Source organism: Rhizobium sp. BK008, assembly GCF_014197345.1.
Classification (GTDB): Bacteria; Pseudomonadota; Alphaproteobacteria; order Rhizobiales; family Rhizobiaceae; genus Rhizobium; species Rhizobium anhuiense.
Genome location: NZ_JACIFK010000001.1, coordinates 114,557 through 134,997 on the forward strand (window position 1 = coordinate 114,557; position 20,441 = coordinate 134,997).

21 protein-coding genes are annotated in these 20,441 nt (G+C 61.9%); 14 read left to right on the forward strand and 7 right to left on the reverse strand.

Annotation, left to right across the window (positions count from 1 at the left end):
* The first annotated feature begins 3 nt into the window (after positions 1 to 3).
* The 13 genes from urtE to ureG all read left to right on the forward strand — a co-directional run bounded on the left by urtE (position 4) and on the right by ureG (position 9,474).
* Positions 4 to 699: an urea ABC transporter ATP-binding subunit UrtE gene (urtE, locus tag FHT69_RS00495; RefSeq protein WP_025570357.1), complete on the forward strand. Its 696-nt coding sequence runs from the start codon at positions 4 to 6 to the stop codon at positions 697 to 699.
* A gap of 149 nt (positions 700 to 848) precedes the next feature.
* A complete protein-coding gene (locus FHT69_RS00500; RefSeq protein ID WP_025570358.1) occupies positions 849 to 1,670 on the forward strand; it encodes an urease accessory protein UreD in 822 nt (273 codons plus the stop codon).
* Between the two features lie 112 nt (positions 1,671 to 1,782).
* Positions 1,783 to 2,085 carry an urease subunit gamma gene (locus FHT69_RS00505; RefSeq protein ID WP_025570360.1) on the forward strand — a complete coding sequence of 101 codons (303 nt, stop codon included), beginning with the start codon at positions 1,783 to 1,785 and terminating at the stop codon, positions 2,083 to 2,085.
* A gap of 10 nt (positions 2,086 to 2,095) precedes the next feature.
* Complete coding sequence (locus FHT69_RS00510) at positions 2,096 to 2,347, forward strand: DUF1272 domain-containing protein (RefSeq protein WP_029868293.1); 252 nt, start codon at positions 2,096 to 2,098, stop codon at positions 2,345 to 2,347.
* A 10-nt stretch (positions 2,348 to 2,357) separates the two neighbouring features.
* Complete coding sequence (locus FHT69_RS00515; RefSeq protein ID WP_025570364.1) at positions 2,358 to 2,663, forward strand: urease subunit beta; 306 nt, start codon at positions 2,358 to 2,360, stop codon at positions 2,661 to 2,663.
* A 22-nt stretch (positions 2,664 to 2,685) separates the two neighbouring features.
* A complete protein-coding gene (locus tag FHT69_RS00520; protein ID WP_029868292.1) occupies positions 2,686 to 3,093 on the forward strand; it encodes a lysozyme inhibitor LprI family protein in 408 nt (135 codons plus the stop codon).
* Positions 3,094 to 3,109: 16 nt separating this feature from the next.
* A complete protein-coding gene (locus FHT69_RS00525; RefSeq protein WP_183905356.1) occupies positions 3,110 to 3,733 on the forward strand; it encodes a Urease operon accessory protein in 624 nt (207 codons plus the stop codon).
* A gap of 3 nt (positions 3,734 to 3,736) precedes the next feature.
* Positions 3,737 to 5,449, forward strand: a complete 1,713-nt coding sequence (ureC, locus tag FHT69_RS00530; protein ID WP_047618681.1) for an urease subunit alpha — start codon at positions 3,737 to 3,739, stop codon at positions 5,447 to 5,449.
* A gap of 31 nt (positions 5,450 to 5,480) precedes the next feature.
* The gene (locus tag FHT69_RS00535) at positions 5,481 to 6,149 is read left to right on the forward strand and encodes a TIGR02117 family protein (RefSeq protein ID WP_097545124.1); all 669 of its coding nucleotides are present in this window, start codon (positions 5,481 to 5,483) and stop codon (positions 6,147 to 6,149) included.
* 331 nt (positions 6,150 to 6,480) lie between these two features.
* On the forward strand, positions 6,481 to 7,344 hold the full coding sequence (locus FHT69_RS00540; RefSeq protein ID WP_183904754.1) for a GGDEF domain-containing protein: 864 nt from the start codon (positions 6,481 to 6,483) through the stop codon (positions 7,342 to 7,344).
* Positions 7,345 to 7,428: 84 nt separating this feature from the next.
* Entirely contained in the window at positions 7,429 to 7,995 is a 567-nt protein-coding gene (locus tag FHT69_RS00545) for an urease accessory protein UreE (protein ID WP_183904755.1), read from the forward strand.
* A 6-nt stretch (positions 7,996 to 8,001) separates the two neighbouring features.
* Positions 8,002 to 8,673, forward strand: a complete 672-nt coding sequence (locus FHT69_RS00550) for an urease accessory protein UreF (RefSeq protein WP_183904756.1) — start codon at positions 8,002 to 8,004, stop codon at positions 8,671 to 8,673.
* Positions 8,674 to 8,862: 189 nt separating this feature from the next.
* Complete coding sequence (ureG, locus tag FHT69_RS00555) at positions 8,863 to 9,474, forward strand: urease accessory protein UreG (RefSeq protein ID WP_003590582.1); 612 nt, start codon at positions 8,863 to 8,865, stop codon at positions 9,472 to 9,474.
* Between the two features lie 83 nt (positions 9,475 to 9,557).
* Here the strand turns inward: ureG and FHT69_RS00560 are convergent, their stop codons facing one another.
* From FHT69_RS00560 to FHT69_RS00585, 6 genes are all read right to left on the reverse strand, one after another.
* Positions 9,558 to 12,884 carry an efflux RND transporter permease subunit gene (locus FHT69_RS00560; protein WP_183904757.1) on the reverse strand — a complete coding sequence of 1,109 codons (3,327 nt, stop codon included), beginning with the start codon at positions 12,882 to 12,884 and terminating at the stop codon, positions 9,558 to 9,560.
* A gap of 12 nt (positions 12,885 to 12,896) precedes the next feature.
* Positions 12,897 to 14,087: an efflux RND transporter periplasmic adaptor subunit gene (locus FHT69_RS00565; protein WP_047618696.1), complete on the reverse strand. Its 1,191-nt coding sequence runs from the start codon at positions 14,085 to 14,087 to the stop codon at positions 12,897 to 12,899.
* 398 nt (positions 14,088 to 14,485) lie between these two features.
* Positions 14,486 to 15,457, reverse strand: coding sequence for an ABC transporter substrate-binding protein (locus tag FHT69_RS00570; RefSeq protein ID WP_047618698.1), 972 nt, complete (start codon positions 15,455 to 15,457; stop codon positions 14,486 to 14,488).
* A 58-nt stretch (positions 15,458 to 15,515) separates the two neighbouring features.
* On the reverse strand, positions 15,516 to 16,643 hold the full coding sequence (locus tag FHT69_RS00575) for an ABC transporter permease (protein ID WP_025570397.1): 1,128 nt from the start codon (positions 16,641 to 16,643) through the stop codon (positions 15,516 to 15,518).
* A complete protein-coding gene (locus FHT69_RS00580; RefSeq protein WP_025570395.1) occupies positions 16,640 to 17,569 on the reverse strand; it encodes an ABC transporter permease in 930 nt (309 codons plus the stop codon). The genes FHT69_RS00575 and FHT69_RS00580 overlap by 4 nt, the downstream gene beginning before the upstream one ends.
* A gap of 57 nt (positions 17,570 to 17,626) precedes the next feature.
* Positions 17,627 to 18,412, reverse strand: coding sequence for an ABC transporter ATP-binding protein (locus tag FHT69_RS00585; protein WP_063474392.1), 786 nt, complete (start codon positions 18,410 to 18,412; stop codon positions 17,627 to 17,629).
* Between the two features lie 94 nt (positions 18,413 to 18,506).
* On the opposite strand from FHT69_RS00585, the gene FHT69_RS00590 reads away from it, so the two are divergent.
* Entirely contained in the window at positions 18,507 to 18,920 is a 414-nt protein-coding gene (locus FHT69_RS00590) for a cupin domain-containing protein (RefSeq protein WP_025570392.1), read from the forward strand.
* Positions 18,921 to 18,978: 58 nt separating this feature from the next.
* On the opposite strand, the gene hydA is transcribed toward FHT69_RS00590, so the two are convergent.
* On the reverse strand, positions 18,979 to 20,433 hold the full coding sequence (gene hydA / locus FHT69_RS00595) for a dihydropyrimidinase (RefSeq protein WP_183904758.1): 1,455 nt from the start codon (positions 20,431 to 20,433) through the stop codon (positions 18,979 to 18,981).
* Positions 20,434 to 20,441: the final 8 nt, after the last annotated feature.

Sequence of the window (20,441 nt, forward strand, 5' to 3'; positions counted from 1 at the left end):
CGGATGCTGACAGTCGAAAACGCAAACCTGCATTATGGCGCCGCACAGGCGCTGCGCGGCATCTCGATCAAAGCGGAGATGGGAAAGATTACCTGCGTGCTGGGGCGTAACGGCGTGGGGAAGAGTTCTCTTCTGCGCGCCGTTACCGGCCAGCATCCGCTGTCGGCGGGTACCATCACCTTCAATGACACCAGACTCAACGGTCTGCCGCCCTTTGCCCGCGCCAAGCAGGGCGTCGGCTATGTGCCGCAGGGCCGCGAAATCTTCCCGCTGCTTACCGTCAAGGAAAATCTCGAAACCGGCTTCGCTCCGCTTGGTCGCCGCGACCGCAACATCCCCGACGACATCTTCAGCCTCTTCCCGGTGCTGAAGTCGATGTTGTCGCGTCGCGGCGGCGATCTTTCCGGCGGGCAGCAGCAGCAGTTGGCGATCGGGCGCGCCATGGTGACGCGGCCGAAGATCCTCGTGCTCGACGAGCCGACCGAAGGCATCCAGCCCTCGATCATCAAGGATATCGGCCGGGCGATCCGCTATTTGCGTGACTCCACAGGCATGGCGATCCTGCTCGTCGAACAATATCTGGATTTCTGCCGGGAGCTCGCCGATTACGTCTACATCATGGATCGCGGCGAGATCGTGCATGAAGGGCTTGCCGAAACGCTGGATACGCCGGAGGCCCGCCGTCATCTGACCGTCTGACCGGCAGATGCCGCATTTTGCAGCAGGGGACCCAGCAATTCGCAGATCTGCCGCATCTGCTGCGGGCATCCTGGACGGCATGGGAATTGCTTGCTTTCTGCTATCTGCGCGCTTGAATGAAAATCAAAGGCGCGACCGAAAGGGACGATATGACGATTGCGGCGGCAGGCACGAGACCGCAAAGAGCGGAGGGGCGCGGGCATCTGGCGGCAAAGCTGTTCGATGGCCGTACGCGCATCCGTGAGCTCTATCAGGAGGGAGCGGCGAAGATCCGCCTGCCTGATACCTTCAATGCCTCCATGGAAGCCGTCATCATCAACACCGCTGGCGGGCTCACCGGCGGCGACCGGATGGATTGGAGCGTCGATGCCGGCGCCGGTACGCGCATCGACGTCACCACCCAGGCCTGCGAGAAGATTTACAAGGCATCGGCCGGCACCGCCGAGGTGACGACCAGCATCAAGGTTGGAGCCCAGGCTCGCGTCGACTGGCTGCCGCAGGAAACGATCCTCTTCGATAGAGCCGCACTTTTCCGCCGGCTGGATGTCGATCTTGACGAGAGTGCCGAATTTCTCGCCGTCGAAGCCGTCCTGCTCGGCCGCAAGGCGATGGGGGAGGCGGTGGAGACCGGGCTGTTCCGCGACCGCTGGCGCATCCGCCGCTCGGGCCAACTGATCCATGCCGAGGAACTCAGGCTTTCCGAAGGCGTGGCGGCGCTGGCCGCGCGGCAGGCCGTGCTCGGCGGGCAGGTGGCCTTTGCGACGCTGCTTTATGCCGGACCGCTTTCCGAAGCCTATCTCGCCAAGGTCCGGCCGCTCGTCGAAGGATCGATGGGCGGTGCAAGCGCCTGGGATGGCAAGCTTGTCGTCCGCCTTGCGGCGGCCGACGGATTCTCACTCAGAAAAATCCTGATCCCGGTCATTTCCGCCTTGCGCAATGGCGCGCCTGTGCCGAAAGTCTGGAATCTATGAACCTGGAGCATGATGCCGAAAAGTGTGAGCGGTTTTCGGACGACATCAGGCTCTAACTCTTTAATGCAGAACAGGATCATCCTGTTCTAGGTATGAAGCAGATGGGCAAGCAATGAACCTCACTCCGAGAGAAAAAGACAAGCTGCTGATATCAATGGCGGCGATGGTGGCGCGGCGGCGGCTGGAGCGCGGCGTCAAGCTGAACTATCCCGAAGCGATCGCGCTGATCAGCGATTTCGTCGTCGAAGGCGCCCGCGACGGCCGCCCGGTTGCCGAGCTGATGGAAGCCGGCGCCCATGTGATCGGCCGCGGCCAGGTGATGGAGGGCGTTGCCGAGATGATCCACGACGTGCAGGTGGAGGCGACGTTCCCGGATGGAACCAAGCTCGTCACCGTGCACGAGCCGATCCGGTGAGGAGATAGGAATGCTGGAGCTCAGGCCCAATTGCGAATGCTGCGATAAGGATTTGCCGGCGGACAGCACCGAGGCACGGATCTGCACCTATGAATGCACCTTCTGCGCCGATTGCGTCGAGGGTGTGCTGAAAGGTGTCTGCCCGAACTGCGGCGGCAATCTCGTCGCGAGGCCTATTCGGCCGGTTGATATGCTTGCCAAAAATCCGGCGTCGACGAAGCGCGTGCTGAAGGCCGAGGGCTGTGCGCCCAAGGCGGCTTAAGGAGGACGAGATGATTCCAGGTGAAATCATTGCCGCAAGCGGCGACATCGAACTGAATGCCGGCGCGCAGACGGTGACGCTGGAGGTTTCCAATACGGGCGACCGGCCAGTGCAGGTCGGCAGCCACTATCATTTCGCCGAGACCAATGCCGGGCTTTCCTTCGATCGCGCTGTTGCACATGGCAAGCGGCTCGATATCCCGGCGGGAACGGCGGTGCGCTTCGAGCCGGGGCAGACGCGCTCGGTGACGCTGATCCCGCTTTCCGGCAAGCGCGAGGTTTACGGCTTCCGCCAGCTGGTGATGGGCAAGCTCTAAGAGCGATGGTCGGGAGGAACGCATGCGTTTGAATATCTGCCTGGTCGGAGCGGCGATGCTGCTCATGGCTGGTAGCGCCTCCGCCGAGGAGATCGATTGCAACAGTCCCAAGACGCAATCGGACATGACGGCCTGCGAGGCGGCGCGCCATGAGGCTGCCGACAAGGCTCTGAATGCGCAATACAAGAAGACCCGCGCCGCCCTGGCGGCGATCGACAAGGACCTGGATGGCGACATGAAGGGCGCGGAGCAGGCGCTGGTCAAAGCGCAGCGCGCCTGGATCGATTATCGCGACGCCGAATGTGACGCCTTCGGCTTTCAGGCCCGCGGCGGCACGATGGAGCCGATGCTGGTCGCCGGATGTCTCGCCAACATCACGGACAAACGCACGAAAGAGCTGAAAGAGCTCGAAGACACGATGAGCAACTGAGGTGATCAGGAAGATCATGATCGTCGGCAATGGTGAGGTCGGAGAAGGGATGGCAGGCATCATCGATGCCGCCGATTTCGTCGTCCGCTTCAACGAATGTCGCTCCTATGGCGACGGCGGCAGCCGCACCGATGCCGTCGCGGTCTGCAATACCGGCCGGCCGGCGAAAGCGATGCTCGGTTCGCGTGAGTGGCGCACCCATCCCGGCGTCGTTTCGGCGCGCGAGATCTGGAGCGTGCGCGATCCGGAAAAATTCGCCGCGCTGCGCGCGCCGCTTGCCGTCTCGCATCCGGAACTCGACGATTTCTGCGACGACTATACCGATGAGTTCAGTGCCTTCTGTGCCGATGCCGGCAAGAGGCACGTCGTCATCGGCAAGTCGATCCACGAGGCCGTCGACGTGTCGCTTTCGGCTTTTGATCCGCAGCCATATGTCGTGCCGAGCAGCGGCATGATCGTGATCGGCGAGGTGCTGGAGACACATGCCGATGCCGAGGTGACGCTCGCCGGCTTCGGCCATGCGGGCTGGGAATGGCACCCTTTTGCGGCCGAAAGGCAGCTTGTCGATAGTTATATTGCCGCCGGCCGCCTCACCCGGCTCGGCGGAAAAAACCTTATCTCTTCTTCCCACGGAGCCTGATGGATGCCCTACAAGATCTCGCGCGCCGCCTATGCCGGCATGTTCGGACCGACCACCGGAGACAAGGTGCGCCTTGCCGATACGGAGCTTTTCATCGAGATCGAGAAGGATTTCACCACCTATGGCGAGGAGGTGAAGTTCGGCGGCGGCAAGGTGATCCGTGACGGCATGGGCCAGAGCCAGGTGACGCGGGCGGATGGCGCGGTCGATACGGTCATCACCAATGCGGTGATCGTTGATCATTCCGGCATCTACAAGGCCGATATCGGGCTGAAGGACGGGCGCATCGTCGCGATCGGCAAGGCGGGCAATCCTGACATGCAGCCTGGCGTCAATATCATCGTCGGCCCGGGCACGGAGGCGATCGCCGCCGAAGGCAAGATTATCACCGCCGGCGGCATGGACAGCCATATCCACTTCATCGCGCCGCAGCAGATCGAAGAAGCGCTGATGAGCGGCATGACCTGCATGCTCGGCGGCGGCACGGGGCCGGCGCATGGCACGCTTGCCACCACCTGCACGCCCGGTCCCTGGCATCTGGCGCGGATGATCGAAGCGGCCGACGCCTTCCCGATGAACCTCGCTTTCGCCGGCAAGGGCAATGCCTCGCTGCCGGGGGCGCTCACCGAAATGGTGCTAGCCGGCGCCACCTCGCTGAAGCTGCACGAGGATTGGGGCACGACGCCAGGCGCCATCGACTGCTGCCTGTCGGTTGCCGACGAATATGACGTGCAGGTGATGATCCACACCGACACGCTGAACGAAAGCGGCTTCGTCGAGGATACGATCGGCGCGATCAAGGGCCGCACCATCCATGCCTTCCACACGGAAGGGGCGGGCGGCGGGCACGCGCCCGACATTATCAAGATCTGCGGCCAGCCGAACGTCATTCCCTCGTCCACCAATCCGACGCGGCCCTATACGGTCAACACCATCGCCGAGCATCTCGACATGCTGATGGTCTGCCACCACCTGTCGCCGTCGATCCCCGAGGATATCGCCTTTGCCGAAAGCCGGATCCGCAAGGAGACGATCGCGGCGGAAGATATCCTGCATGATATCGGCGCCTTCTCGATCATCTCGTCCGACAGCCAGGCCATGGGCCGCGTCGGCGAAGTGGCGATCCGCACCTGGCAGACGGCCGACAAGATGAAGCGTCAGCGCGGCCGGCTGAAGGAAGAAAAGGGTGACAACGACAATTTCCGCGTTCGCCGTTATATCGCCAAATATACGATCAATCCGGCGATCGCCCATGGTCTCAGCCATGAGATCGGCTCGGTCGAGATCGGCAAACGCGCCGACCTCGTGCTGTGGAACCCGGCCTTTTTCGGGGTGAAGCCCGACATGGTGCTTCTCGGCGGCTCGATCGCGGCCGCGCCGATGGGCGATCCGAACGCCTCGATCCCGACGCCGCAGCCGGTCCACTACCGGCCGATGTTTGCTTCCTACGGCAGGAGCCTCACCAATTCCTCCGTCACCTTCGTCAGCCAGGCCTCGCTCGACGCCGGCCTGAAGGGCCGGCTCGGCGTCGCCAAGCAACTGGTTGCGGTGAAGAATACGCGCGGCGGCATCTCCAAGGCATCGATGATCCACAACGACCTGACACCCGAGATCGAGGTCGATCCGGAGACCTACGAAGTGAGGGCGAACGGCGAATTGCTGACATGCGAGCCGGCGACGGTGCTGCCGATGGCGCAGCGCTACTTCCTGTTTTAGGTCCACGTCCGATGTGCGACGGACGGCCCTGATGAGAACAGGCATCCGCTGGCTGTTGCGGATCGTCTTCCTGCTTGTGCTTGTGGCGGCCTGCGGAACCTTCATTCCCAGGCCGCTGATTGCGCCGGCCAAGGCGTCTGCGGCGATGACGCATCGGATTCTCCTGCTGTCGGGTCCTATCCATACCGATATTGCCATTCCGCTCGACGCGGAAACGCGGGCGGCTTTCTCCTTCCTCGGCGATACCGGTTTTCCGCTTGGCCATCCGAATGCCGAATGGCTCATTATCGGCTGGGGCGGCCGTGCCTTCTATCTGGAAACGCCGACATGGGCGGAGCTGAAGCCGGTGCCGGTGCTGCGCGCGCTGACGATCGACCGTTCGGCGCTGCATGTGGACCTTGCCGGTCATATCACCGAGCCGCAGCCCACCGTTACGGCATTCGATGTCAGTGACGATCAATTGGCGCGGCTGCGCGATTTTATTTCGGAGAGCTTCGTCCGCGACGCAGGCACGGTGGTGCCGATCCCGGATGCCGGATACGGCGAGATCGACCGGTTCTTCGAGGCCAAGGGATACTTCAACGCCCTCTTCGGCTGCAACACCTGGACTGCCGCTGCCCTGCGCTCGGCCGGGCTTCGAACCGGCTTATGGAACCCGCTTCCACAAGCATTGCGATTATCTGTTTCTGTCTACAATTGAAGCAACCGCCGAGCCCGCCCACTCCTAAAGTGAATTGTGAACCGCACTCTCCATTTGGTTGTAAAAATCGCGGGGAAAACCGATGTTTTCCCCAGCTAAACCATTCTGAAACAACGGCCTTGATCAGCGTAGAAAATCGCTTTTATGTCAATTAGTTAAGTGTCTCTCTGATCTGTTCGATTCAGGGATTGGAAAGCTGCATCCCCTGCTAGAAAAATTCTGTCCACCGAATCGTCTGAAACCATTCGAATTTTAACGAGTCGATTAAGACACCCGCAGCAATTGGACTCTTATCAATGCCTTGAAACGCCGGGCAGGAAGGTCGATTCTCATGAGAAACTGGATGTCGCTGCAGGCCGATTTTGGCAATTTTCAACATCGCAGAAACGTCTATGTCTTCGCGCTGAAGATGAGCTTTCTTGCCGTTGTTCTCTCCGGCGTCATTATGGTGCTGACGATACCGCCGCTTGGCTTTTTCGGCCTGTTGCCGGTGACACTCTCGTATGCGATCAGCTTCGGCGCCATTTTTTCCTGGCTCGTCGGCGGGACGGTTTCCGGCATGCTGTCGCTGGCTGCCGGTTTTGCCCTGCATGAGCTGACGCTGTCCCGGGCGGAGTTCGAAAAGCTCAGCCGGACGGACACGCTCTCCGGCCTGCTGAACCGGCGCGCCTTTACCGAGGCACTGGAAAAAACCGAGGGCAACGCTTCGCTTGTGATTTTCGATGTCGACCGCTTCAAGGCGATCAACGATCGCTTCGGCCATGCTTGCGGCGATGCCGTCATTACCGCAGTATCAGGCATGCTCACATCTACCTTCGATCAAATTTCCATTGTCGCACGGCTGGGTGGGGAGGAGTTCGGCGTCATCGTCTCCGGCGAGCCGCTGGAGGCACGGATGGAGCGCATCGAAGGTGTCCGAGCCCGGATCGCAAGCGGCGCCATCAAGGCGGACGGGCACGATATCCGCATTACCGTTTCCGGCGGTGTGGCCGATCTCGTCGCCGAGCGCAACAAGCAGCAGGTCTATGCTTCTGCCGACCGGGCGCTCTATCTGGCCAAGGCGCTTGGGCGCAATCGCGTCGTGCACGAGCGGGAGGGTTTGCATCATGCCTGGCACGGGCTTGCGGAGAACGGCGTCGATGTCGAAGGCAGGGGGCTGGAGAGCGACAACGTGATGCAGGCTTACGGAATATAAAGATGGATCCGAGTGAAAAACCATTGGTGCTTGCATCGGGAAGAGCTATTTTGCATGGTCGTCCTCTCAGAAAACGGACATACCATGCAGCGCGTTACTTCCTATCTTCCTGCCGGAACCCCTTCCTCCCATCCGACCGCCCAGGTCAAGCTGCCGCATGACTTGCGCCATTTGCGCCGCAAGCTGCTGCATCTGGAAAATGGCGAGATGGTCATGCTCGATCTCAAGGATGCGGTGCTTTTCGCCAATGGCGATCTGTTGGTGCGTGACGACGGCGAGTTGATCGAGATCCTCGCTGCCGACGAGAAGCTCTTCGAGGTTCGCGGACGCGACCGCACGCATCTGGTGGAACTCGCCTGGCATCTCGGCAACCGGCATCTTGCTGCGCAGATCGAGGAAGACCGCATCGTCATCCTGCGCGATCATGTCATCCGCACCATGCTGCAGGGCCTCGGCGCCGTCGTTCTCGAAATCGACGAGCCGTTCCAGCCGGCGCGCGGCGCCTACCATTCTCACGGCGGGCATTCGCATGGGCATGATCACGATCTTGCCCATAATCACGGCCATGACCATGATCACGAACATGGCTACGAGCATGAGCATGAGCACCGCCACGATCGCGGTCATGATCATGACCACAAGCACGACTGAGCCTTGATGACGAGTGATCGCGAGCTCCAGGCATTGCTGCGCCTGACGGCATGGCTCTCGCCGGCCTTTCCGATCGGCAGCTTTGCCTATTCGGGAGGGCTGGAGCGGGCAGTGTCCGACGGGCTGGTTACAGATTCGAGCTCGCTTGCGGCCTGGATCGGCACGCTGATCGGCCATGGGTCGGTCTGGAACGATGCCGTGCTTCTGGCCGAAAGTCACAGGTACCAGGCAGAGCCCCTGCGCCTTGCCGAGATTGCCGCACTCGCCGAAGCGCTTGCCGGGTCGCGCGAGCGCCATCAGGAAACGATGTTGCTCGGCGAGGCTTTTCTTGCGGCGGCGCGGGCCTGGCCGGACGAGGTGTTCGAGCGATTGCCTGACAAGGTCGCTTATCCCATTGCGGTCGGGGCGGTGACGGGCGCCCACGACATAAAGCCCGAGAAGGCGCTTGCCATCTTCCTGCATGCCTATGCATCGCAGGCGATATCGGCAGGCATCCGTCTCGGCGTTGCCGGACAGAGGAATGGCGTTGCCATCCTTGCCGGTCTTGAAGAATGTATCGCGGAGGTCGCCCGACGGGCGGCAGCCTCGACGCTCGACGATCTGGGCTCGGCGACCGTGCAGGCCGATATTGCCAGCCTGCGCCACCAGATGCAGACGACGCGGCTGTTCCGCTCGTGACGGTGCGAAATTATCGCTGTGGCTAGAGCAATTCCAGCAAAAGGGTGCAGCGGTTTTGCGCCCGGAATTGCGTGAAAACAACGAGATAGAGCGCTTCCGTGATTCGAAGAAAAACAAGCGCTCTAAGTCATTTGACGGTGGCGCGGGCGGGCGGCTTCGCTATCATCAGCTTGGATTGGAGTAAGGCACATGAAATCAAGAAACGGACCTTTGCGTGTCGGCATCGGCGGGCCGGTCGGTTCGGGCAAGACGGCGCTGACCGAAAAGCTCTGCAAAGCGATGCGCGACGATTATTCCGTCGCCGTCGTTACCAACGACATCTATACGACCGAGGATGCCGAAGCGCTGGTGCGCATGCAGGCACTGCCTTCCGACCGCATCGTCGGCGTCGAGACCGGCGGCTGCCCACATACCGCTATTCGCGAGGATGCGACGATTAATTTGCAGGCGATCGCCGGCCTCAACCAGCGGATCCCCGATCTCGACGTCGTCTTCATCGAATCCGGCGGCGACAATCTGGCGGCGACCTTTTCGCCCGATCTTGCCGATATCACCATCTATGTCATCTCCGTCTGCCAGGGCGAGGAAATCCCGCGCAAGGGCGGGCCTGGCATCACCCGCTCGGACCTGCTTGTCATCAACAAGAAGGACCTGGCGCCCTATGTCGGCGCCGATCTCGAGGTGATGGACCGGGATGCGACGCGGATGCGTGCGAGCCGCCCCTTCGTCTTCTCCGACATGAAGCGCGGCGACGGCGTCAGCTCGATCGTCAGCTTCCTCAGGGAGCAGGGCGGGCTCTGACGGTCAGAACGGCGAAAAAGGAATGGCAAAAATGAACGGGCCGGGAGTTTACTCCCGGCCCGTTCATTTTGTGGGTTCTTTGCCTATTCCGCCGCGAAGGGCGGCAGGCGGAGCACGTTGGTGTCGTTGCCGTTGGCGGTCTTGCGCTTGCTTTCCGGCTTTTCGATCGCGGTCAGGCGCTCCTCCAGCGAGTCGATCTCGCTGCGGTTCTCGCGGGTGACGCGGGTGAGATCCTCGCGCGACAGCGGCAGGTCCTCATTGTCCTTCCGGCCCACCAGCCGGCCGAAAGCCCAGCCGAGCAGGCGGGACAGATCGTCCATGATCAGGAAGAAGGAGGGCACGACGACGAGCGAGAGCACCGTCGAGACGATGATGCCGCCGATCACCGCGATCGCCATCGGCGCCCGGAAGGAGCCGCCTTCGCCGACACCGAGCGCGGAAGGCAGCATGCCTGCCGACATGGCGATCGAGGTCATGATGATCGGCCGGGCGCGCTTGCGGCCGGCTTCGACCATGGCTTCGACCCGGGCTATGCCCTGGTGGCGCATCTCGATGGCGAAATCCACGAGCAGGATGGCGTTCTTGGTGACGACACCCATCAGCATCAGGATACCGATCATGACGGGCATGGACAGCGGATTGCTGGTGAGGATCAGGCCGGCTGCGACGCCGCCAATGGCGAGCGGCAGTGAGAACAGGATGGTGAAGGGCTGGATCACGTCCTTGAAGAGCAGGATCAGCACCGTCAGCACCAGCAGGAGGCCCATCAACATGGCGTTGACGAAGCTCTGCTGCATCTCGGACTGGACTTTGGTGTCGCCGCTTTCGGCAAGGTGCACCGTGGCCGGAATATTGGCCTCCTTGACGATTTCACGGAACCGGGCCGAAGCCGTGTCGAGCGCCACGCCCTGCGGCAGGTCGGAACCGATCGAGACGACGCGGTAACGGTTGTTGCGCTTGATCGAGCTTACGCCCTCCGAATAGTCTATATTGGCGACGCTCGCGAGCGGAACGGTGCCGCCGCTGGCGGTCTGGATCTTCAGTGCCCGCAGCGCCGCAAGGTCGCGACGCATGTCGAGTGCCGCCTGGACACGGATCGGGATCTGGCGATCGTCGAGCGAGATCTTGGCAAGGGCCGCATCGACATCGCCGATGGTGGCGACGCGGATGGTCTCGGAGATCTGCTGCGGCGTGATGCCGAGGCGGGCGGCCTCGTCTTTGCGCGGGTAAACCTGCAGTTCCGGGCGGGGCAGGGCGCCGTCGGCGCTGACATTGGCCAGCAGCGGATCAGCGCGAAGCTTGGATTCCAGAATGCCGACGGCGTCGTTCAGGTCCCTCTCGTTCTTGGAGAGGAAGTTGAAGGAGAGGTCGCGTTCGCCGCGGTCGTTGAGCTTGAGGATATGAACGTCGGGAATGTCGCGCAACTTGGCGAAGACTTCCTTTTCGATATCCCATTGCGGACGTTCGCGGCCGTGGACTTCCACCTTCGGCAGCATCGGCCCGATGACCGGGATATGGCCGAGCCCGTCATTGACCATCTTCTTGATCAGCGATTGGTCGAGCTTGTGAAGCGCCAGCGTGATGGTGGCGCGGCGCAGTTCGAGATCCCCCTTCGGCGATGCGCCGCCGAGGACGAAGACGCTTTCGACGCCGTTGATGTCCTTGACCCGATCGTAGATCGCATCCGTCGTCTTCTCGGTATCGTCAAGCCGTGCATTGGGCGGCAGTTCGACGGAGAGAACGATGCGCGAGGCATCTTCCGGCGGCAAAAAGCTGCCGGGAACCTGCATCAGCAGCAAAACGGAGCCGACCAGGAAAGCGAAGGCGACAATCAGCGTCGCGTAACGCGTATACCAGCGCCCGGTCGTGCCGCGTATGAGACGGGTGTATCCACGCATCAGCAGGCCGTCATTGTCGTGATGGTCTTCCATGCCGTCTTCGGCGCGCATGAGATAGGCAGCCATCATCGGGGTGATGAGGCGCGCGACCATCAGCGAGAAGAAGACGGAGAAGGCGACCGTCAGGCCGAACTGGATGAAGTACTGGCCCGGAATGCCCGGCATGAAGGAAACCGGCACGAAGACGGCGATGATCGTGAAGGTGGTGGCGATGACGGCAAGGCCGATTTCATCAGCCGCCTCGATCGCCGCCCGATAGGGCGTCTTGCCCATCTTGATGTGGCGGGCGATGTTTTCGATTTCGACGATCGCATCGTCGACGAGAATACCGGTCGCGAGCGTCAAAGCGAGGAAGCTGACGAGGTTCAGCGAGAAGCCCATCATGTCCATGATCCAGAAGGTCGGGATCGCAGACAGCGGAAGGGCGATTGCCGAAATCAGCGTCGCGCGCCAGTTCCTCAGGAACAGGAAGACGACGATGACGGCGAGCAGCGCGCCTTCGAGCAGCGTATGGATGGCGGCTTCGTAATTGCCATAGGTGAAATACACCGAATCGTCGATCAGTTCGATCTTCACGTTCGGGTTTTCGGTCCGCACCTTGTCGAGGCTTTGCGCTACGGTCTCGGCGACGCTGACTTCGCTGGCGCCCTTCGAGCGGAAGACGCCGAAGGTGACAACCGGCGTGGCGTTGAAGCGCGAGAAGGATTTCGGCTCTTCATAGGTGTCCTTGATGACACCGAGATCGGACAGTTTGACGAAGCGGCCGTTCGGCAGCGCGATCGTCGTGTCGGCGAGCTCCGCGACGTTGCGGGCATCGCCCAGAACACGGATCGCCTGTTCGCTGCCGGCCACCTGGCCGCGGCCGGAGCCGAGGTCGATGTTGGTGCCACGCAGCTGCTGGTTCACGCTTGCAGCGGTGATGCCATAGGCATCGAGCTTGCCGGGGGTGAGTTCAATGCGCACTTCGCGCTCGGCGCCGCCATAGCGATCGACGCGGCCGATGCCGGCCTGGCCCTGCAGTGCACGCTTGACGGTATCGTCGACGAACCAGGAGAGTTCTTCCAGCGACATATCGGGCGAGGAAACGGCGAAGGTCTGGATCGCCTGGCCCTCCACATCGACCTTGGTGACGATCGGCGCTTCGGCCGTCGCCGGCAGGTCGCTGCGGATTCGGTCGATCGCGTCCTTGACGTCCTGTACGGCCTGTTCCGTCGGCACTTCCATCCGGAACATCACATTGGTCTGCGAGCTGCCGTCTGTCACCGTCGACTGGATTTCGTCGATGCCGGTGATCGAGGCGATCGCGTCTTCGATCTCCTTCGTCACCTGCATTTCGAGTTCAGCCGGTGAGGCGCCGCTCTGGGTCACGCTGATCGAAACGAGCGGCACATCGATGTTCGGGAAGCGCGTGATCGGCAGCGAATTGAAGGACTGCATGCCGATGAACACCAGCAGGCAGAAGGCCAGAAGCGGCGCGATGGGATTTCGAATGGACCAGGCTGAAAAATTCATCGGATGGTCTCTTTAGTTGGAAGCCGGGGGCTGTTCACGCACCGGAGTGATGTGGTCGCCGTCACGGACATAAGCGCCCGCCTTGGCCACGACCTCGTCGCCGGTCTTCAATCCATCGACGATCTCGACATAGGCACCGTCCTGGATGCCGGTCTCGATCTTGGCGAATTTCACCACGCCATCCTCGACCTTGCGGGCGGAGGAGCCTTCATTGCCGGTCAGCACGGCGGTCAGGGGAAGCGATACGCCCTCGGTCTCGCGGACGATGATCTCGGCGCTGCCATACATGCCGGAACGCGCCTTGCTGTCATCGTCGATGGAGATATGGACGAGGCCGAGGCGGGTGACCGGATCGACGGTCGGCGACACCAGGCGGACGGCGCCGGAAAGCTTCTCGCGGCTGCCGGAAAGCGAAATTGCCGCCTTCTGGCCGGCCACGACCCTGACGATATCGCTTTCGGCGACCTCGGCGACAAGCTCGACATCACCGTCGCGGATGATGGTGAACAGCGGGTCGCCGTTGCCGGCGGCTATCGCGCCGACCTTGGCGTTTTTCGCCGAGACCGTGCCGGCGACCGGCGTCTTCACGTCGGTGCGTGCCAGCTTCAGATCGGCATCGGCGATCTGGCTGTCGAAGACCTTGAGATCGGCTTCGGCGACCTCGATCGCCTGTTCGGCGGAGACGACGCGGGCATTGGCGGCAGCGGCAGTCGCATCGGCCTGTTCGACCTGGGCGGTGGAGACCGTGCCCTTCTTGACCATTTCCTGGGCGCGGGCCTGCTGCTGCCTTGCCTGTTCGGCATTGGCCTGTGCCTCGATGAGCTGGGCGCGCAGCTGGGCGAGACTTGCCTGACCCTTGGCTTTCGTCGCCATCATCTGGCTCTTTTCCAGCACCAGCGCGTCGTCATTGAGCGTCGCCAGCGTGCTTTCCGCCTGAACCTTGTCGCCGACATCGGCTTTCAGCGTGCGGATCGACAAACCTTCGACCTGCGGCTGGATATAGACTTCCTCGACGGGCTTGATCGTTCCCGTGCCGATGACACGGTCGACGAGAGTGCGATTGACAGCCTTGGTGACGACGATTGCCGGCAGGTTCTGCTGCGGTTTTGCGACCGGCGTTTCCTGCGAAAATGCGGTTGATGCAGCAAGAGCGGCTGCGAAAAGGGTGGAGGCGCCTAGAATTCCAATCGGCTTACGTGCCATGCGTCTTCGTCCAATCTTATGATAAGGTTGGCCGAACTCGCGCGTCTGCCACTCAGCGCGCGATCAGGCCACTGCCCTTCCTGCATTCTCAGAGGTATCCGCCGATCCTTTGCCGTCTTCATCCCTCGCCGGCAAATTCGGCTTGTAGGTGGTATCGATTTGCTCGATCTACAAGTCCGGCAGAAAACAATTCCCCATGAGGCGATAATAATTACCATTCCGACGTCAATCAATCACCGCAAGGTTATGTCAACATTACGAAGATTGATCGCGCTTCTACCACATGACGTTTGACGCCCGATAAATGCGACAGTTGCAAGGTGTTTTTTCCGGTCTTGCGCCGAAAAACAAAACGCGCGGAAATCTTCCGCGCGTTTCGCTTCGCAATATTGCCGAAACTACTTGGCAGCGGCGTCGGTAATGTCGTGCGTCCAGGCGCCCGCAGGCTCCTTGCTGATGATCTTCTGGTCGAGCAACGCCTTTGCCGTGCGGGCATAGAGCGCTTCGTCCAGCTTGCCGGAGCCGTCGCCGACCAGCTTGGCGACTTCGCCCATCATGCGCTTCTGGTGGTTTTCGTCCTGACCGCCATTGTCCATGACGATCTCGGCGGCTTCATCGGGATTCTCGGTCGCATATTTCCAGCCCTTCAACGAAGCGCGGACGAACTTGACCATCTTTTCCTTGAAGGCCGGGTCCTTCAGCTTGTCTTCCATCGCATAGAGGCCGTCTTCGAGAAGGTCGTTGCCCATCTCGGTATAGTTGAAGACCGTCAGTTCTTCCGGCTTGAAGCCGGCATCGATCGCCTGCCAGTATTCGTTATAGGTCATGACGGAAATGCAGTCGGCCTGCTTCTGGACGAGCGGCTGTACGTCGAAGCTCTGCTTCAGCACGGTGACGCCGTTCGGGCCGCCTTCCGTGGACAGGCCGAGCTTGTTCATCCAGGCAAAGAAGGGATATTCGTTGCCGAAGAACCAGACGCCGAGCGTGTGGCCCTTGAAGTCGGCTTCGGTCTTAACCGGGCCGTCCTTGCGGCAGACCATTTCCAGGCCGGACTTCTGGTAGGGCTGGGCGATGTTGACGAGCGGAACGCCCTTTTCGCGGGCAACCAGGGCGCCGCCCATCCAGTCGACGATGACATCGGCGCCGCCGCCGGCGATCACCTGCTCGGGGGCGATATCGGGGCCGCCCGGCTTGATGTCGACGTCGAGGCCTTCTTCCTTGTAAAAGCCCTTGTCCTTGGCGACGTAATAACCGCCGAACTGGCTCTGCGTGACCCATTTCAACTGCAGCACCACCTTGTCGGCGGCCATCGCATGGGCTGCTGCAAGCGACATCGCGCTTGCCATCATTGCAACCATCAACTTTCTCATTTTCTTATCCTTACCCTCTGAAGTTATGCCCGGACCTGTTTGCAAAGCCCGCGCGCGTCTAGCCACCACGGATAGACGGATGCCAGAACGTCACCGCCCGTTCGGTCAGGGCGATGACACCATAGAAGATCGAGCCGGCCAGCGCCGCGACGGCGATTTCCGCCCAGACCATGTCGACATTCATGCGGCCGATCTCGGTGGAGATGCGGAAGCCCATGCCGACGATCGGCGTTCCGAAGAATTCCGCAACGATGGCACCAATCAGCGCCAGCGTCGAGTTGATCTTCAGTGCATTGAAAATAAAGGGCATTGCTGCCGGAAGCTTGAGCTTGAGCAGCGTCTGCCAGTCGCTCGAGGCATAGGTGCGCATCAGGTCGCGCTCCATGCTGCCGGAGGCGGCAAGGCCGGCGACGGTGTTCACCAGCATCGGGAAAAAGGTCATGATGATGACGACGGCGGCCTTCGACGGCCAGTCGAAGCCGAACCACATGACCATGACGGGGGCAACGCCAATGATCGGCAGAGCCGACACCATGTTGCCGATCGGCAGCAGGCCGCGGCGCAGGAAGACGATGCGATCGGCCAGCACCGCGACGGCGAAGCCGCTGAGGCAGCCGACGATGTAACCGATCAGCACCGCCTTGAAGATCGTCTGCCTGACATCGTCGCCGAGGATCGGCAGCGAGGCCATGATGCGCGCGCCGATGGCGCTCGGCGGCGGCAGCAGGATGAAGGGGACGCCGGCACCGCGCGTAACCGCCTCCCAGAGGATGAGTATCCAGGCGCCGAAGATCGCCGGGATCAGCAGTTGGAGTGTCGATCTGCCGAAGGTGGTGACGGGCTGCAATTTCGACAGCTCGGTGACGCATCGCCAGGCAAGCAGCCAGCAGGCAAAGAGCAGCAGGAAGAAAGCCCGTGTGGCCGCGCCGTCATTGCCGGAGAGAGCGGAAAGCAGCATCCAGGCGGCGCCATGTGCGCCGATAAACAAGACGGTGGCACGATAGGCCGGCGGCTGCGGCGCGAAGGACAGGAGGGCTGCCGCGATGACGATGGTGAAAGTGAGGCTTGCCGTGCCGTCGGTGAAGGGGCGCGGCGCGCCATCGGCCAGGAGCGGCAGGGCCGTCAGCGCCGCGAGACAGAGAAGGAGGGCAACGACGCCTTGCCAGGAAAAGCTCAGATGTCTCATGCCGGCCTCCCGCCCATGGTGCGGTCGACGATCTTCGCCGCAAGGCCGACGATCGCGACCAGGATACCGGCCAGCAGCGATCCGGCGACGAGGGCGGCCCAGATGTCGATGGTCTGGCTATAATAGGAGCCGGCGAGCAGCTTCGAGCCGATGCCGGCGACAGCCCCCGTCGGCAACTCGCCGACGATGGCGCCGACCAGGCTGGCGGCGATCGCGACCTTCATCGAGGTGAAGAGGAAAGGGATCGAGGCGGGAACGCGGAGCTTCCAGAACGTCTGCATCGGGCTGGCATAATAGGTGCGCATCAGGTCGAGATGCATGATTTCGGGCGAACGCAGCCCCTTCACCATGCCGACGGCGACCGGAAAGAAAGAGAGGTAGGTGGAGATCAGCGCCTTGGAAACGAGGCGGGAAGCGTCGGAATCGAGGTTCAGCAGATGCGCAATTGCATTGTCGCCGGTCAGCACATTGTAGGAGATGATGACGATCATCGGTGCAATCGCAAGGATCGGTATGGTCTGGCTCGCCACCAGCCAGGGCATCAGCGAGCGGTCCATGGCGCGATTGTGCACGATAAGCACGGCAAGAAGGATGCCGAGCAGCATGCCGAAACCGAAGCCGAGCAGGGTCGAGGAGAGCGTCACCCAGCTGTGATAGACGAGGCTGCGATTGCTCGAAAGGCTGCGCAGGAAGGTGTTCTCGTAGACGTTCTGCGCCACCTGATGCGGCGCCGGCAGGATCGGCTTCGGCTGGGCGAGCGTCTTGCCAATGAATTCGATGGTCGTAGGGGTGGCGCCGGCGCGGCCGTCCATGTCGCGCTGGAACGGCGCGTTCATCAGGACCGCAGCGACATACCAGATGACGAGGAGGGCCAGCAGAATGGTGGTGACGGGGACGATCTTGTCTTTGAAGGTATCGGGTTTCACAGCGACTGCCCCCATTTGCTGGCCCCGGACGCCCAACCATCCCTCGAACTCAACCGGCTAAACCTCATGGCTATGCCCCGTTCTCAGCCCCTCGCGGACGCGATGGGCGATTTCCAGGAATTCGGGGGTGTCGCGGATGTCGAGCGGGCGTTCGGCCGGCAGGGTCGAGTCGATCACGTCGGTCACGCGGCCCGGACGCGGCGACATCACCACGATCTTGGTCGAGAGGTAGACCGCCTCGGGGATGGAATGGGTGACGAAGCAGATAGTCTTGTTGGTGCGGGTCCAGAGCTTCAGCAGCTCTTCGTTCAGATGGTCGCGGACGATCTCGTCCAGCGCGCCGAAGGGCTCGTCCATCAGCAGCAGGTCGGCGTCGAAGGCGAGCGCGCGGGCGATCGAGGCGCGCTGCTGCATGCCGCCGGAAAGCTGCCAGGGGAATTTCTTCTCGAAGCCGGAAAGACTGACGAGATCGAGCGCTTCGGCGATGCGCCTCGTCCGGTCCGCGCCAGAATATCCCATGATCTCCAGCGGCAGGGCGATGTTGTTTTCGATGGTGCGCCAGGGATAGAGCGCCGGCGCCTGGAAGACATAGCCGTAGGCACGGGCCTTGCGCGCCTCTTCCGGTGTCATGCCATTGATCGAGATCTCGCCCGAGGTGCTCTTCTCCAGATCGGCGATGACACGCAGGAAGGTCGTCTTGCCGCAGCCCGACGGGCCGATGAAAGAGACGAAATCGCCCTTGCGGACATCGAGATTGACATTGCTCAGGGCACGCACCGGGCCGTCATTCGCCTGGTAGGTGAGACAGAGATCCTTGGCGGATACGACGGAAGGTGCTTGCATCAATGCGACCAGTCTTGTTTTCCCCGCGGGAACGCGGTTTGCGTGTTATCATTATCGCCGGTTTTATCGACGATACATTCCATGGAGGATGAGGATGGACGTGACATCAAAGCCCACCTGCCACATCGTTCGCCCCAATCATGCCTATGACGGCAAGCAGGGGCTCAGCTATTTCGAAGGGGTCGCGGCCGAGACGGTCGGCGCCAAGGGCATCTGCATGCACCTCCTGACGATCCCACCCGGCGTGCGCGCCAAGGCGCATCTGCATGAGGCGCACGAGACGGCGATCTACATGCTCTCCGGCGAGGCGCATACCTGGTACGGGGACCGGCTGGAGCATCACGTCGTCGTCCATGCCGGCGAACTTTTCTATATCCCGGCCGGCGTGCCGCATCTGCCGGCAAACCTCAGCAGCACGCCGTGCACGGCGGTCATCGCGCGCACCGATCCGAACGAGCAGGAGAGCGTCGTGCTGCTGCCGGAGTTGGACGCTTTGGTGCCGGCGTGAGGTCATTGGCATGGAGGCGTCGGTCCCCGGTTGATGGCCGTATCGTTACGCACCATCATCATACGCCGGTTGCCGGAATGCCGCTGCGCTCCACCTTGCGCGGAGAGGTGATCTCCTTCCAGGTGGACAGCGCCTTGCTGACGGCCGTCACCGGCTCGCGCCGGACGAATTCGCCGTGGCCCTCGCGGGTCTTGACGGTGCTTTCCTCGATCGCGACGATGCCGCGCGTCAGCGTGTAGCGCGGCAGGCCGGTCACTTCCTTGCCCTCGAAGACGTTGTAGTCGATCGCCGACTGCTGGGCCTTGGACGAGATGGTCTTGGAACGTTTCGGATCCCAGACGACGATATCGGCATCGGCGCCGACCAGGATCGCGCCCTTCTTCGGATAGATGTTGAGGATCTTGGCGATGTTGGTCGAGGTGACGGCGACGAATTCGTTCATCGTCAGCCGGCCTGTGTTGACGCCATGCGTCCAGAGCATCGGCATGCGGTCTTCGAGGCCGCCGGTGCCGTTCGGGATCTTGGTGAAATCGCCGACGCCGAAGCGCTTCTGCGCCGTGGTGAAGGCGCAATGGTCGGTGGCGACCACCTGCAACGAGCCGGAGGCAAGGCCCGCCCAAAGCGAGTCCTGATGCTGTTTGCTGCGGAAGGGCGGCGACATCACCCGGCGGGCGGCGTGATCCCAGTCGGGGTTGGAATATTCGCTCTCGTCGAGCGTCAGGTGCTGGATCAGCGGTTCGCCATAGACACGCATGCCTTTGGCGCGGGCGCGGCGGATCGCCTCGTGCGCCTGTTCGCAGGAGGTGTGGACGATATAGACCGGGCAGCCGGCCATATCGGCGATCATGATGGCGCGGTTGGTGGCTTCGCCCTCGACTTCTGCGGGCCGCGAATAGGCATGCGCCTCGGGGCCGTTATTGCCTTCGGCCAGCAGCTTTGCCGACATCGAGGCGACGACGTCGCCATTTTCGGCATGCACCAGCGGCAGGGCGCCGAGTTCGGCGCAGCGCTGGAACGACGCGAACATCTCGTCGTCGTCCACCATCAGCGCGCCCTTATAGGCCATGAAGTGCTTGAAGGTGTTGATGCCCTTGTCGCGGACGATGGTCTCCATCTCCTTGAAGACCTGCTCGCTCCACCAGGTAACCGCCATGTGGAAGGAATAATCGCAATTGGCCCGGGTCGATTTGTTGTCCCACATGGTCAGCGCTTCGAGCAGGGACTGGCCGGGGGCGGGGAGCGCAAAATCGACCACCATCGTCGTGCCGCCGGAAAGGGCCGCGCGCGTGCCGCTCTCGAAATCGTCGGAGGAATAGGTGCCCATGAACGGCATTTCGAGATGGGTATGCGGATCGATGCCGCCCGGCATGACATAACAGCCGGAGGCATCCAGCGTCTCGTCGCCCGAGAGGTTCGGCCCGATCTCGACGATCTTGCCGCCGTCGATTTTCACGTCAGCCTTGTAGGTCAGGTCGGCGGTGACGATGGTGCCGTTTTTGATGACTGTGGTCATGATCGTTC

Coding starts and splice junctions, on each gene's coding strand:
- FHT69_RS00545 (WP_183904755.1), top strand. CDS start 7,429: ATGCAGCGCGTTACTTCCTATCTTCCTGCCGGAACCCCTTCCTCCCAT.
- hydA (WP_183904758.1), bottom strand. CDS start 20,433: ATGACCACAGTCATCAAAAACGGCACCATCGTCACCGCCGACCTGACC.
- ureG (WP_003590582.1), top strand. CDS start 8,863: ATGAAATCAAGAAACGGACCTTTGCGTGTCGGCATCGGCGGGCCGGTC.
- FHT69_RS00500 (WP_025570358.1), top strand. CDS start 849: ATGACGATTGCGGCGGCAGGCACGAGACCGCAAAGAGCGGAGGGGCGC.
- urtE (WP_025570357.1), top strand. CDS start 4: ATGCTGACAGTCGAAAACGCAAACCTGCATTATGGCGCCGCACAGGCG.
- FHT69_RS00515 (WP_025570364.1), top strand. CDS start 2,358: ATGATTCCAGGTGAAATCATTGCCGCAAGCGGCGACATCGAACTGAAT.
- FHT69_RS00585 (WP_063474392.1), bottom strand. CDS start 18,412: ATGCAAGCACCTTCCGTCGTATCCGCCAAGGATCTCTGTCTCACCTAC.
- FHT69_RS00540 (WP_183904754.1), top strand. CDS start 6,481: ATGAGAAACTGGATGTCGCTGCAGGCCGATTTTGGCAATTTTCAACAT.
- FHT69_RS00590 (WP_025570392.1), top strand. CDS start 18,507: ATGGACGTGACATCAAAGCCCACCTGCCACATCGTTCGCCCCAATCAT.
- FHT69_RS00505 (WP_025570360.1), top strand. CDS start 1,783: ATGAACCTCACTCCGAGAGAAAAAGACAAGCTGCTGATATCAATGGCG.
- FHT69_RS00570 (WP_047618698.1), bottom strand. CDS start 15,457: ATGAGAAAGTTGATGGTTGCAATGATGGCAAGCGCGATGTCGCTTGCA.
- ureC (WP_047618681.1), top strand. CDS start 3,737: ATGCCCTACAAGATCTCGCGCGCCGCCTATGCCGGCATGTTCGGACCG.
- FHT69_RS00535 (WP_097545124.1), top strand. CDS start 5,481: ATGAGAACAGGCATCCGCTGGCTGTTGCGGATCGTCTTCCTGCTTGTG.
- FHT69_RS00565 (WP_047618696.1), bottom strand. CDS start 14,087: ATGGCACGTAAGCCGATTGGAATTCTAGGCGCCTCCACCCTTTTCGCA.
- FHT69_RS00550 (WP_183904756.1), top strand. CDS start 8,002: ATGACGAGTGATCGCGAGCTCCAGGCATTGCTGCGCCTGACGGCATGG.
- FHT69_RS00575 (WP_025570397.1), bottom strand. CDS start 16,643: ATGAGACATCTGAGCTTTTCCTGGCAAGGCGTCGTTGCCCTCCTTCTC.
- FHT69_RS00510 (WP_029868293.1), top strand. CDS start 2,096: ATGCTGGAGCTCAGGCCCAATTGCGAATGCTGCGATAAGGATTTGCCG.
- FHT69_RS00560 (WP_183904757.1), bottom strand. CDS start 12,884: ATGAATTTTTCAGCCTGGTCCATTCGAAATCCCATCGCGCCGCTTCTG.
- FHT69_RS00520 (WP_029868292.1), top strand. CDS start 2,686: ATGCGTTTGAATATCTGCCTGGTCGGAGCGGCGATGCTGCTCATGGCT.
- FHT69_RS00525 (WP_183905356.1), top strand. CDS start 3,110: ATGATCGTCGGCAATGGTGAGGTCGGAGAAGGGATGGCAGGCATCATC.